We start from the raw sequence: 13,175 nt of genomic DNA, 5'->3' as shown, positions 1-13,175 counted from the left end.
TTTTTAAGATAAACATTAACCGTACTATTCTCATGTGATTAGTTTGGTTAAAAAAGGAGGAAATGTGATGAAGAGAGTGATAGGGTCCAGGTTATTAAGCTTGCTGCTGGGAATCGTCATCTTAGCAGCAAGCTTCATGCCAATGGCTGCACCATCAACGGTTTATGCAACAGGTTCCGTCTATTATGTGGATGCAATAGGCGGCAATGATGCAAACACTGGAACTGCTTCGGGATCGGCTTGGCAATCGCTGAGTAAAGTCAATAGTACCGTCTTTGAGCCTGGCGACGCCATTATGTTCAAGGCAGACGGTGTATGGACGGGTACGCTTTCTCCCCAAGGCTCGGGCACAGAAGGAAATCCCATCACGATTGACATGTATGGTACCGGCCGTAAGCCATTGATCGCCGGGGCTGGCGCTGCAGCAGCGGTCTATTTTAACAATCAAGAGCAGTGGGAAGTCCGAAATCTGGAGATTACCAATGATGCGGCTACGAAGGCAGTACGCAGAGGCATACATGTGGACGGCACCAGCGGCGGCTACACGAATCCTAGAGTATTTAAGCATTTTCTATTTGAAAATTTAGAGATCCATAATGTGAAAGGTGATACAGCCACCGATTATGCCCATAATGGCGGGATTATCGTCTGGGGAACGAACTGGGATTATCACGTATCCGATGTTGTGGTGAATAACAGCAAGATTTATTCCGTAGATAGCGTGGGCATTTACATTTATGGTGCTCAGAAGAAATTTTCCGCTGACTCCAAAGTAACGAACAACGTCATTTATAATGTAGGTGCAGATGGCGCGTTCATCTTGGATACAACCAATGCCCTGATCGAAAACAACATCGTGCATGACACGCATGTAAGGGCCAGCGGCTATCATGTTCCGCTTTGGGTCTTTTCTGCGAAGGATGCGGTGATTCAGAACAATGAAGTTTACAATACTGCGCCGGGCGGAGACGCTATGGCTTATGATGCCGATTACAAGAGCGATGGAACCATTATTCAGTATAACTACAGCCATAATAATGCAGGCGGAGCCTTCTTGGTTGTTAATGATGGTACGGTTGCGAGCAACGCCAATACCAACACGACAATCCGCTATAACATTAGCCAGAATGACAGCGGTGCTGTGTTTAATTTTAGCGGAACTCCTGATACTACTCGTATCTATAACAACACAGTATATCTGCCTCGATATTCGAACACGAAAGTGGTGGATTATTTAAACTGGGGCGGTTATGCCAAAAATACGTACTTCACGAACAATATCATCACGAATCTCGGAACTGGCGGCTACAATTTTGCCGGTAGTACGAATAATGTGTTTGATCACAATCTGTTCTATGGCAACCATCCGGCTAGCGAACCAACGGATGCGAATAAGATTACGGCGGATCCGCTGCTTGCCTCCCCTGGCTCGGGCGGTATAGGCAAAGATACGGTAGTCGGATACCAGCTTCTTTCCACATCCCCGGCTATTGGAACGGGTACATTGATGACGAACAACGGAGGCAAGGACTACTTCGGCAATCCGGTGTCGGCCGTACTAGCACCGAATATCGGTGCTTACCAAGGTCCAGGGCTGGATCCTAACAACCTGCCTCCGCTCCCACCACCGCCGGTGGAGGAAAATCTGTTGAAGAATTCAGGGTTCGAAACAGGTGATTTTACCAATTGGCCTACTTATTACAATGGGGCTACTATTGAGGGTAACAATGCGCTTACCGGCACTTATGCAGCCAAGCTTACAGGGAATACGGCGGGTGTTGAGCAGACCATCAGTGGATTGTATCCGAATACGATCTATAAATTGTATGGGAATGGCAAGAGCGTTGGCGGTGGCGATGCCGTATTTGGCGTCAAAAATTATGGCGGCAGCTCCAAAGATGTGCATATGAGCACGACCAGTTATGCGAGGAAGGAACTTACGTTTACGACGGGCAGTACCAACACCAGTGCTACGATATATTTATATAAAAACGGCGGCAGCGGGGACGTTTACTTCGACGACTTGGAATTAATCCAGTACAGCGCAGCGCCGGGAGGACCTGTTGAACCTGATCCCGTATACACGGTAGGTTCTGATGATGAGTTCAATGATGTGGATATCGATTCACAATGGCATTGGACCCGAGAGAACCCAGCGAAATGGTCGCTAAGCACGAATCCGGGGTATATGAGAATTGTCAGTGAAAACGGAGATATCGCGGGCGGAAGTGCAGATGCCAAGAACATCCTTCTCACGGGTGCGCCTGAAGGCAACTGGGCTATTGATACGAAGCTCGAAGGCAAGCCGAATTCGCAGTGGTCGCAAGGTGGATTGGTCGTCTATGTAAATGATGACACCTATATCCGGATGACCCGGTTGTATGGTAGTGGCAATCAGTTACAATTTGACGTTAAGGTTGGTGGTGTACGTACCCATATGGAGGTACCCGATACGATCGGCTCAACGGCATCTTACCTTCGAATTATGAAGTATGGAGATAAGTATGCTGGCTATTATTCGGTAGACGGTATCACTTATACCCAGATAGGCAACACAGTAATTACTAGCCTTGCTGATCCCAAAATCGGACTTATTGTGTGTGGGGGAACGGGACTTACTGCGGATTTTGACTATTTCCACATTACAACTAGTGGCATAACGGAGCCGCCACCTCCACCGCCGCCCGTACCTGTCGCCGTGTCTGGCGTCACGTTGAATAAGTCCGCATTGAGTCTGAAGGTAGGCGGGACAGCAACCTTGTCGGCAGTCGTGTCTCCTTCTAATGCGGCCAACAAAGCAGTGACATGGAGCTCAAACAATGCTGCCGTAGCGCAAGTAAGTGCGACTGGAATCATCACGGCTGTAGGTGAGGGAACAGCTTCGGTTACGGTAACCACGGTAGACGGCTCCAAAACGGCCATTTGCTTCGTAGAGGTTGTATCTGCGAGCAATTTGCTGAACAACCCGGGATTTGAGACAGGGGATTTCAGTAACTGGCCATCGAATTTTAACCAGGCAGCTGTAGTGAATACAAACACTCATTCAGGAACTTACGCCGCCAAATTGGCAACTGCCTACGGTGGGATCGAACAAATTGTAACTGGACTTACACCCAATACAACATATACGCTCTCTGCGTGGTCCATGGGGATCAATAGTGAGTTTGGTGTTAGAGATTTCGGTAGTTACAAGCGTCAGGTTTATATCAACTCGACGGCTTATACGAAAAATGAGATTACCTTTACGACAGGCAGCACAAACACAACCGCGACCATTCTCATGTACAAACGTGCTGCGGCAGGAGAGGCGTACTTTGATGATTTTGAACTTATTCAGCAAAGCGCGCCAACTACGCCACCTCCCGTCGCGGTAACTGGGGTTTCACTGGATCGCAGCGGATTGAGTTTGAAAATAGGCGCGACGGTGACGTTGTTGGCCACTATCGCACCGTCCAATGCCGCTAATAAAGCGGTAAGCTGGAGCACGAATAATCCCGCAGTGGCGACGGTGGATGCAAGTGGCATCGTGACCGCGGTGGGTGAGGGAACCGCTACGGTGACCGTGACCACAGTTGACGGAACCAAAACGGCCGTTTGCCTCGTGGAGGTTGTGCCTGCAACTCCTGTAAGTAATCTGCTGAACAACCCCGGCTTTGAGACAGGGGATTTTACGAACTGGCCATCGCATTTTAACCAATCCGCCATCGTGAATACGAACGCCCGTACAGGAACGTACGCAGCCAAATTAGCAACGGCCTACGGGGGGATTGAGCAATTTGTAACTGGACTGACGCCAAACACAACGTATACGATCTCTGCATGGGCGAAGGTCGTAGATGGGGGATCTGCACAGTTCGGAGTGCGGGATTTCGGCAGTTACCAACGTCAGGTTTATGTGAATTCTGCTGAATATACAAGGAAAGAATACACGTTTACCACAGGAAGCACGAACACAACCGCGACCATCTTTATGTATAAACACGTCGTTCCTGGCGAGGTTTACTTTGATGACTTGGAGCTAGTTCAGGTTAGTCCTTGAGCTGCATGATGGTTGCTGAGAAGTAGCGGAAAAAGATGAGTTGATGAGTTAGGCGATAGGTGAGTAAGCAAAGAAGTTGGTTCTTGTACATGTTCATGTACGAGTGACCAGCTTCTTTTTTTATGCTACATCAGCCCGAGAGAAAAAGGCAGAGATACTCGAAAATTTCGAGTATCTCGTCGCAGCAAAGGAGCGCTGTCGGGAGCAGCCGTATTCTTTTAATAATCGTAGAATTGAACCTGAAGAAGAACCTGAATAACCGTCCGAACATTGACAAATAATACCTATGTTTACCTAATGAGGAGGGTATTGCATACATGAATGGAAGCGCTAGTAGCAAACGAGGAATCGTCCTGTTAATCCCCCTGTTAGTCGTCCTGATTGTTTCGGGATGCGGGCAGAATAAAACGGTCAAGGTTGGCATCGAGGAAAATTTCCGCCCCTATACGTATATAGATGGTGGGGAGAAGAAGGGCTTCGAGGTGGAGTTATGGCAAGCAATCGCTAAAAAGTCAAAGTTAGAATATGAGTTAATTCCAATGGAAATGGGCGAATTGAATAAAGGATTGAAGTCCGGTGATATTGATTTGGCCATTGCGGGGAAGACAATTACGGATGCACGTAGTAATGATCTGGAGTATTCTGATCCTTATTTTCAAACAAACTTAGTGATTCTGACTGCTTCGGAGAACTCAGCTATCAAAGGGAAAGATGACTTAGTCGACAAAGCGATAGCAACCGAAAATGGATCACCTGGGTTTTACTATGCAAGTGAAATTCAAGGGGCGAAAATCCACGGTTTCTCAAAAATCGCCGATGCCTATGCAGAGTTAAAAAGTCATACAGCAGACGCAGTGATTGTGGAGGAACGCAATGCCCAAGATTTTATGAAGAACACTGCGCAAGGGTCTGTGAAAATAGTAGGAGATCCGTTCAATAAAGATAGTCTGGCTATTCTTGCGAAAAAGAAAAACAAGTACATCGGAAGAATTAACGAAGCGCTCCAATCCGTATCCAAAGATGGCACTTACGAAGATTTGTATACGAAGTGGTTCACCAGCAAACCCAAAATGATGCCGAATAAAATCAAAAAAGAAGTGGAACACGACTTACAACACGAAGCTTAATCATACGTGGAAATAGCTTGCCGAGACATCGGTAAGCTATTTTTTATGTGAACGGTATCTTGAATTAGGCATGCTAGTTAATGATGTGCATATTACATGACATGAGTTCGAGTATTTATGAGGTTAAACGAGGAAGGAAAGACAGTTTAAGCCTTTTTATGACAGATAAAATAACATTAATGAAATAATATTTCACAATTTTCTTTACAAAATGAAATAAAACTCATTATAATGAGAAAAATGCGTTAGATAATATAACATATAACAAAAAACGATAGAGGATGTTGCCCATGTTAAAAGGTGGATTAATGAGCATAGAAGCTGCTATGGCAAGTTTGAAGCCGAGTGAGCGCAAAGTTGCACAATACATTTTGGAGCATCCGCAAGAGGTTATTAGCCTTTCTGTTCAGAAACTGGCGGAGTTTGCCAGCGTTAGTGAAGCGACAATCATACGTCTTTCACGATCTCTCCACTTTAAAGGATTTCAGGAACTTAAGATGCGAATCGCTGGTGATTTATCACAGTCGTCATTGCCAACAGAGACCTATCAGGAAATCAATGCGAACAGTTCAATTGGGGAGATCATTAAATCAGTCACAAATAACAATATTGTTTCCATTCAAGATACGCTAACCGTCCTATCACCGGAAAGTGTGGCGAAAGCCATACAAACGTTAAGTCGTGCAAGAAAAATTGGCGTGTTCGGCGTTGGTGCTTCAGGGGTCATCGCGGAGGATTTCAAGCAAAAGCTTTCACGGATTAACCGCTGGTGTGAGATTGGTACAGGGTTTGATGCGCAAGCTACCATTGCTGCTAACCTGCTCCCGGGAGATGTAGTCTTTGGTATTTCCTATACGGGTCAAACGGAAGATATGATTCGTTCGCTGGAAGTAGCGAAGAATAATGGCGCTGCGGTCATTACGTTGACCCGATTCGGATCGAATCCAGTTGCAGACTTGGCAGATATTCAGCTGTTTATTAGCACATTGGAGAAAAGTATTCGCAGCGGGGCGATGGCATCAAGAATTGCCCAATTGAATGTTATAGATATTCTATATGTTGGTATCGCTGGCTGCCACTACGAGGCAAGTGTGACCTCGCTGGAAATGACTCGACAAGCGGTTAAGGTTGGCAAACGCAATGGATAACAGCAACTGATTTTGTATGGATTGGTTTGGTCCTCTTGAAATTCTAGAGGTTTAACATACAAGTGAAAATTAAAGGGAGGTTTTTTTATGAAACGTTTATTCAGTGGTGCTTTACTAACTATGGTCACAGCTTCTTCCATGCTTGTCGCATGCAGCAGTAACAGTGCAACGCCTAGTACAGCCGCTAGTACAGCTAGTACGGTACCAACAACTACAGCAGCAACACAGGATAAAGTAAAACTGACAATAGGCAGCTGGCGTACAGAAGATACAGAAGCATACACAAAAATCATTGCTGAGTTCAAAAAGAAAAATCCCAATATTGATATTGAGTTCAAACCAACCAAGAATACGGAGTACAACACAGCGCTGAACACAAGTCTGCAAAGCGGAAACGGTCCAGATATTATCCATCTTCGCCCTTATGCAGCGGGTGCTGCTTTGGCGGATGCTGGCTACCTAGAGCCGTTGACGAATGTGAAAGGCATGGATGTATTCTCGAAAGATACATTGCTGGCTGCTACGGGATCTGACGGTAAAGTATACGGCGTGCCAACTGTTTTCAGCTCGACGCAAGTATTTTATAACAAGAAACTATTTCAAAAATACAATCTTCAAGAACCTAAAACGTGGGATGAATTCCTTAAAACAGCAGATACCTTGAAGAAGAATAAAGTAACGCCTTTCGCTTTCGGCTCCAAGGAAGGATGGATTCTATCGCTGACAGAAGGGACGCTTGGACCGGCTGTTTATGGGACAGATTTCATGAAGAAAATTGTTAGCGGGGGCGCAAACTTCAAAAGCCCAGAGTATGTAAGTTCGATTAAAATGCTGAAAGATCTAACGCCATTTTTCCCAGATAATTACGTAGGTATCGGCATGGATGACATGAGAAACATGTTTGTTACTGAGCAGGCTGCGATGATGGTGATGGGGGACTGGGAGTATGCAGTTATGAAGAAAACGAACCCAGACCTTCAGATGGATGTATTTCCTGTTCCGCCAATGAAAGCAGATGGCAAACAAACGGTAACCACATGGGTGGATGGTTCATTTTCCGTGAATGCCAAATCGGCTCATAAACAGGAAGCACTGAAATTCATGGAATTTTTAACAACGAAAGAATTCGGGGCTCTTGCTGTTAATGAATTACAAAAACCAAGCACGATCCCAGGTGTGGCGGCTAATGATCCTCTGGTAGCGAAAATTGCCAAAAATGCCGATACGATCTCCACACCTTACGCAGCTGTCGTTTATTTCAATGCCGGTAATCCAACAACGAAAGCTACGTTAGAAAATTCAATCCAAGGTATGTTTTTAAATAAATTAACACCGGAGCAAGTGACAGAAGAAGTTCAAAAAATGACAGATACTTGGTTTAAACCTAAGAAATAAGTAAAGAGAAGGTGTGAGGGGCATGAATAACTTGGCCAAATCGTCCGGGTGGAAAAAGGGAGCAGTTCACCTGTTCCCCGTCCCTGCCCTCGCAGTTTACATGATGTTCGTGATTTACCCGATTCTTTCCGCGTTCGGCTACAGCTTTTATGATTGGAAAGGCCTCGTCCGTGGGGAGTTCATTGGGTTCGGCAATTTTGTAAGCTTGTTTACGAAGGAACCGTTTAATCATTTGTTTTGGAATGCGTTTGGTCACAATCTTTATTATTTTGCCGTTGAGATGGTTGTACAGAATGTGATTGCCTTTGGGCTTGCCTACCTTGTTTACAGTAAACTCAAAGGTTCAAATTTTTTGAAAATGGCCTACTTTTTACCTAGGCTGCTGTCTGTCATCGTCGTAGGCTTCTTATGGAAGCTCATGTTGAACCCGAATAATGGCGTTGTGAATGTCATGCTCAAAAAGATAGGTCTCGTTTCATGGGCCAAACCTTGGCTGGGAGACCCTGCTACAGCGCTAACTTCGATTACAATCGTCAACAGTTGGTTTGGTGTTGGTTTCTCGATGTTAATCTTTCTTGCTGGTTTACAAGCCATTTCCTCTGAAGTTGTTGAAGCAGCACGGTTGGATGGCGTCAAAGGCTTCCGTTTAATTCGCTCGATCATCTTACCTATGATGAGTCAGTCTCTGATTATCATTACTGTTTTTACATTTATTCATGCTTTCGAAGCATTCGAGTTGATTTATGCGATGGAAGGATCGCAGGGTGAGCCATATAACTCGACGGACACATTGGCTGTCTTCTTTTATCGAATTGCTTTTGGCGGCTCATCTGGCGGAGATTCGGTCGCACTTGGACTTGGTTCGGCATTAGCTGTTGTTTTATTTTTCATTATTGCAACGATATCGGCGTTGTTCCTGTACGTTACTAGGAACCAATCGGCTCAGCATTAGGACAGGAGGCAGACCATGAAAACCAACAAATCCGTTCGGGGATTCCAGTACGCTGCGGCGTATTTGGGGGCGCTGGTCAGTTTGTATCCGATTTTTCTGATGCTGACCTCCTCCTTGAAGACGAACATCCAAATCTTAAAAAATCCAATGTCATTACCAACATCCCTTTCGTTTGCAGCATATAGTAAGTTGATACATCAAATTCCCTTTTTCACTTATTTTTGGAATAGTCTTATGGTTAGTGTTGTATCCGTAGTTCTAATTTTGCTGTTTGGTGTTATGGCTTCCTTCTATATTGCGAGATATCCATTCCGCTGGAATGGAGCTTTGTTCTTTTTCTTTCTCTTGGGCATGATGATTCCTATTAAGCTCGGTATCGTCCCTTTGTTCCTTTTGATGAAAAAACTATCGATGTTGAATAATATCTGGTCGTTGGTTAGTGTGTACACAGCGATCGGCTTGCCACTTGCTATTCTCATCTTAACGGGCTTCTTCAGAACGCTCCCGAAGGAGTTGGAAGAGGCGGCGCGCATAGATGGTTCCTCTGATTTTGGTGTTATGTGGCATGTTTTGCTGCCGCTGATGCGGCCAGCACTTGGAACTGTGATGATTATGAATTTTATCACGGCATGGAATGATTTCTTTTTCCCGCTAATTTTTATTCAAGACGATGCGAAGAAGACAATTCCGGTTGGTATGCTCTCTTTGTTCGGACAGTACTCGACAGATTTAAGCATGCTGTTCGCAGGGCTAACGTTAGCTTCTGTGCCCATGATGATTATATTTTTCCTGGCCTCTAAACAATTCATGGAAGGCATGACTGCTGGCGCGGTAAAGTAAGGATGCTGCTAATCATCCAAGAACAGGAGGTATCGTTTTGGCTCATCAAAAGAAGAATAAACTGGTTACGGAGCAGAGAAATGAAAAATCACTGCACCTTGACCAACTTAGCATTGAAGAAATCGTGACATTAATGAATGAGGAAGATCAAACCGTTGCCCTATCGGTCCGAGGCGCAATTCCTCAGATTTCCGCTGCTATTGCAGCCATTACTGATGCGATGACGGCAGGAGGTCGACTCTTCTACATCGGAGCTGGAACAAGCGGACGTCTTGGGATTTTGGATGCTTCTGAATGTCCTCCGACATTCGGGGTAGAGGCAGACTTAGTAAACGGTCTCCTTGCTGGCGGTGAAAAAGCGATTCGAGCATCCATAGAAAATGCGGAAGATGATGAGCATGCCGGGTTGCTCGCGATATCTGAGGTAGTCAGACCAGGTGATGTTGTTGTTGGGATTACAGCCAGCGGCACTGCCCGCTATGTGATTGGTGCCATTCGTGAAGCGAATCGACTTGGATTAACGACGGTTGGTATTAGCTGCAATCGAGATACATCGCTCAGTAGCGTTGTAAACTATCCGATTGAAGTACCTGTCGGGCCAGAAATCATTACGGGGTCGACACGCTTAAAAGCAGGGACAGCGCAAAAAATGGTGCTGAACATGTTGTCCTCCACAATCATGATTCGAATGGGGAAGGTCTATGGCAATCTGATGGTTAATGTTCAGGCTACCAATCACAAGCTAAGAGAACGTACAGTTGGAATCATACAAGAAGCAACTGGCACTGATGAAGAAACAGCACGTCAAGCTGGCATTGATGCTAATGGCGATGCAAGAGTGGCTATCTTAATGCTGATGTTCAGTGTTAGTCAGGAGCGGGCTTTGGATGTACTCCTACAAGTCCGAAACCATTTCGGTGATGCCGTGAAGCACCTTCAACAAAGTTAATACAAATACCAAAAAGGCTGAGCCCAGAAGAAGTACTTTCTTCGTGGCTCAGTCTTTTTGTTCCAATCAGCTCATTATTGCCCTGTATAAGGATTTGGGGTCACTTGTGGTCCTTGATGCATTGGAGCTGCCATTTGTGGTGCAGTGTACATGGGAACTGAGGCTCCTTCAGGTACTTCATGTTCCAAGTACATTTTGTGACAATGCATTTTATACAAGCGAGGGATATAAGTGATATTCCCGGGCGTCAGACTTTCTGGCTGTTGAATGTGTGGGTTCATGGCTTCTAGAATCGGCTGAGGGACATTGTATTTCTGAGCCAACTTCACCATGGAATCTCCTTCAACACACTGATGCTGCGCATAATAGGTGCCATCCCGATCATCTTCTCCCCGAATAAAGAAAGGAAAAGCGAAAGGAGAAAGGAAGAAGTAAGGGAGCAATCTACGACGCGGGAAGTAAGGGTTGTAAAAAGGTCCTCCAAATCCATATTGCGGGTATCCAAATCCCCCGAATCCACCGTATCCACCAAATCCAGGTCCAAACGTTCCAAAACTCATATGTGATGCCTCCGTTTATGATGATATCGTCCATCTACCTTGTATCCTATGGGCGTTTGTCACAATAGGTTCTTGCTGAGAGCTAAGATAGGCTTGTTCGAGCGAAACGGATCGTACAAGTAGGTTATCGGTACCTGATTATGATAAAATGTAAGCAATTTATGAGAGGCTGGAGGATGTCGATGATGAACAATCGAAACTGGGCTGGCAATTATACATTCAGCGCCTCGAACTATCATGTTCCGGTGAATGTGGAAGAGATTCAAGAATTGGTGGCTCGCAGCAATCAAATTAAGGTGCTGGGCACCCGTCATTCGTTTAATGGCATTGCCGACAGTACGGAAAGCTTGATCTCGCTTCAGAATCTGAATCGCGTGATTGCACTTGACCGAACGTACAATAAGGTAACGGTTGAGGCTGGCATTCGCTATGGTGAGCTAGGCCAATTTCTCCATGCGAATGGGTATGCTCTGCACAACTTGGCATCGTTGCCGCATATTACCGTTGCAGGGGCATGTGCGACAGCCACACACGGTTCCGGGGATCGCAACGGCAACTTGGCGACAGCGGTACATGCGATGGAAGTCGTTAAAGCAGACGGGAGTATCGCTGTGTTCTCCCGTGATCATCAAGATGGGCTCCTTGCTGGAGCTGCCGTTGGATTAGGTGGACTAGGTGTTGTCACGACAATCACCTTAGATATCGTCCCATCTTTCCAGATGAACCAGTATGTCTACGACAACTTGCCATTGGCACAGCTTGAAGAGCACTTCGACGATATTTTCTCTAGCGGTTATAGTGTCAGCTTGTTCACGAACTGGCAGGAAGCCATGTTCAATCAAGTATGGGTGAAGCGCAAAGTGGAGGAACCAGCCTCTGCCATCGAGAAGGTGGAATCCGAGTTCTTTGGAGCAAGATTAGCCGACATGCCTCGTCATCCGGTGCCAGGTCACACAGCCGAGAATTGCAGTGAACAGATGGGGATACCAGGACCATGGCATGAGCGGATGCCGCATTTCCGAATGGACTTCACCCCAAGTGCAGGGGAGGAATTACAAAGCGAGTACTACGTGCCTCGTCAACATGCCTATGCGGCATTATGTTCACTCGACCGTATCAAAGAGCATATATCGCCACTCTTATATGTTTCTGAGGTACGTACAATAGACGAAGATGATTTGTGGATGAGCCCTTGTTACCGCCAGGCGTCGGTGGCTTTCCATTTTACGTGGAAGCCCAATTGGGAGGCTGTTAGCCGCGTGTTGCCCATGATCGAGCAGCTCCTCGAACCCTTCGAGGCTCGGCCTCATTGGGCCAAGCTGTTCACGATGCCACCGGCACGCGTGCAGTCGCTTTATGCGAAGCTGCCGGACTTCCAGCAACTGCTTCTTCAATGTGACCCGCAGGGGAAATTCCGCAATGACTATTTGAGAACTTATATTATGGGAGACCAACGATGAAAAGAATTGGTTGCTTCCATGCTCATCATTCCAATATTGAACATATCGACAACGCCCTGCTTGGTCTAGGTGTGGAACTCATTCATTTTGTAGATCCTGGTCTGGATCGGATCAAGTCGGATGCCGATTTCACGACGGCAACGGCCCAAAAGAAAGTGCTTGAAACCCTAGACTGGATAGCGAATTGCCACGTGGATGCGATATTAATCACGTGTACCTTTTTTACTGCCATTTATCAGGAAGACTTGCAGCGCTATGCAATCCCGATTATCAAAATTGATGATCCGCTGTTTGAAGAAATCTGCGAGACGAATCAACCTGCGGTCGTTGCGTTCACGAATCCGAACACCGTTCAAGGAACTATGAATCAACTAGCCGCTTATGCTCAAAAGAAGAGGAAAGCACTAGATGCAGTGCCTGTTCTTTTGGAGAATACCTTTCAACTCATCATGCAAGGGAAAAAGCGTGAGTACATCCAAGCGGTCTCCCAAGGTTTGACTCAACTTATTGAGGAAAACCCCGGGAAGCGCGTGGTTGCAGCCCAGCTCTCTATGGTTCCTGCTGCTCTGGCTGCTGAAAAGGAAACCAATCGTGCCGTTGGCAACCAACTCGTGTCGTTAGCCACGTATGTAAAGGACGTTTTGGCCTTGTAATTCGCTTTACATGAGGAAAGCCCCGATCCGTATAGGATACGAGGCTTTTTTC

The 13,175-nt window shown here is 46.0% G+C and carries 10 protein-coding genes; 9 read left to right on the top strand and 1 reads right to left on the bottom strand.

All coding sequences use genetic code 11. The features are described 5' to 3' along the window. Positions 1-67 precede the first annotated feature (67 nt). From AC58QT_RS20400 to murQ, 7 genes are all read left to right on the top strand, one after another. Positions 68-4,039 carry an Ig-like domain-containing protein gene (locus AC58QT_RS20400; RefSeq protein ID WP_497410633.1) on the top strand — a complete coding sequence of 1,324 codons (3,972 nt, stop codon included), beginning with the start codon at positions 68-70 and terminating at the stop codon, positions 4,037-4,039. A gap of 317 nt (positions 4,040-4,356) precedes the next feature. Then, positions 4,357-5,166, top strand: a complete 810-nt coding sequence (locus AC58QT_RS20395) for a substrate-binding periplasmic protein (RefSeq protein WP_497410632.1) — start codon at positions 4,357-4,359, stop codon at positions 5,164-5,166. Between the two features lie 290 nt (positions 5,167-5,456). Further along, on the top strand, positions 5,457-6,314 hold the full coding sequence (locus AC58QT_RS20390) for a MurR/RpiR family transcriptional regulator (protein ID WP_497410631.1): 858 nt from the start codon (positions 5,457-5,459) through the stop codon (positions 6,312-6,314). 87 nt (positions 6,315-6,401) lie between these two features. Next, a complete protein-coding gene (locus AC58QT_RS20385) occupies positions 6,402-7,709 on the top strand; it encodes an ABC transporter substrate-binding protein (RefSeq protein ID WP_497410630.1) in 1,308 nt (435 codons plus the stop codon). A 22-nt stretch (positions 7,710-7,731) separates the two neighbouring features. Continuing rightward, positions 7,732-8,661, top strand: coding sequence for a carbohydrate ABC transporter permease (locus tag AC58QT_RS20380; RefSeq protein WP_497410629.1), 930 nt, complete (start codon positions 7,732-7,734; stop codon positions 8,659-8,661). Positions 8,662-8,676: 15 nt separating this feature from the next. Continuing rightward, positions 8,677-9,501, top strand: coding sequence for a carbohydrate ABC transporter permease (locus AC58QT_RS20375; protein ID WP_497410628.1), 825 nt, complete (start codon positions 8,677-8,679; stop codon positions 9,499-9,501). Positions 9,502-9,538: 37 nt separating this feature from the next. Further along, positions 9,539-10,450, top strand: coding sequence for an N-acetylmuramic acid 6-phosphate etherase (gene murQ / locus AC58QT_RS20370; protein WP_497410627.1), 912 nt, complete (start codon positions 9,539-9,541; stop codon positions 10,448-10,450). 74 nt (positions 10,451-10,524) lie between these two features. On the opposite strand, the gene AC58QT_RS20365 is transcribed toward murQ, so the two are convergent. Beyond that, entirely contained in the window at positions 10,525-11,010 is a 486-nt protein-coding gene (locus AC58QT_RS20365) for a LysM peptidoglycan-binding domain-containing protein (RefSeq protein WP_497410626.1), read from the bottom strand. 182 nt (positions 11,011-11,192) lie between these two features. Here AC58QT_RS20365 and AC58QT_RS20360 point away from each other — a divergent pair, with 182 nt between their 5' ends. Both AC58QT_RS20360 and AC58QT_RS20355 read left to right on the top strand, forming a co-directional pair. After that, positions 11,193-12,470, top strand: a complete 1,278-nt coding sequence (locus AC58QT_RS20360; RefSeq protein ID WP_497410625.1) for an FAD-binding protein — start codon at positions 11,193-11,195, stop codon at positions 12,468-12,470. Continuing rightward, positions 12,467-13,123, top strand: coding sequence for a hypothetical protein (locus AC58QT_RS20355; protein ID WP_497410624.1), 657 nt, complete (start codon positions 12,467-12,469; stop codon positions 13,121-13,123). The genes AC58QT_RS20360 and AC58QT_RS20355 overlap by 4 nt, the downstream gene beginning before the upstream one ends. Positions 13,124-13,175 lie beyond the last annotated feature (52 nt).

It is taken from the genome of Paenibacillus sp. J31R109 (genome assembly GCF_059692055.1).
This window is presented reverse-complemented; position numbering and strand designations above follow the sequence as displayed.

What these genes read in the sequence shown, in the direction of transcription:
- AC58QT_RS20400 (WP_497410633.1), top strand. Translation starts at nt 68, where the DNA reads ATGAAGAGAGTGATAGGGTCCAGGTTATTAAGCTTGCTGCTGGGAATC.
- AC58QT_RS20360 (WP_497410625.1), top strand. Translation starts at nt 11,193, where the DNA reads ATGATGAACAATCGAAACTGGGCTGGCAATTATACATTCAGCGCCTCG.
- AC58QT_RS20395 (WP_497410632.1), top strand. Translation starts at nt 4,357, where the DNA reads ATGAATGGAAGCGCTAGTAGCAAACGAGGAATCGTCCTGTTAATCCCC.
- AC58QT_RS20355 (WP_497410624.1), top strand. Translation starts at nt 12,467, where the DNA reads ATGAAAAGAATTGGTTGCTTCCATGCTCATCATTCCAATATTGAACAT.
- AC58QT_RS20390 (WP_497410631.1), top strand. Translation starts at nt 5,457, where the DNA reads ATGTTAAAAGGTGGATTAATGAGCATAGAAGCTGCTATGGCAAGTTTG.
- AC58QT_RS20375 (WP_497410628.1), top strand. Translation starts at nt 8,677, where the DNA reads ATGAAAACCAACAAATCCGTTCGGGGATTCCAGTACGCTGCGGCGTAT.
- AC58QT_RS20380 (WP_497410629.1), top strand. Translation starts at nt 7,732, where the DNA reads ATGAATAACTTGGCCAAATCGTCCGGGTGGAAAAAGGGAGCAGTTCAC.
- AC58QT_RS20365 (WP_497410626.1), bottom strand. Translation starts at nt 11,010, where the DNA reads ATGAGTTTTGGAACGTTTGGACCTGGATTTGGTGGATACGGTGGATTC.
- AC58QT_RS20385 (WP_497410630.1), top strand. Translation starts at nt 6,402, where the DNA reads ATGAAACGTTTATTCAGTGGTGCTTTACTAACTATGGTCACAGCTTCT.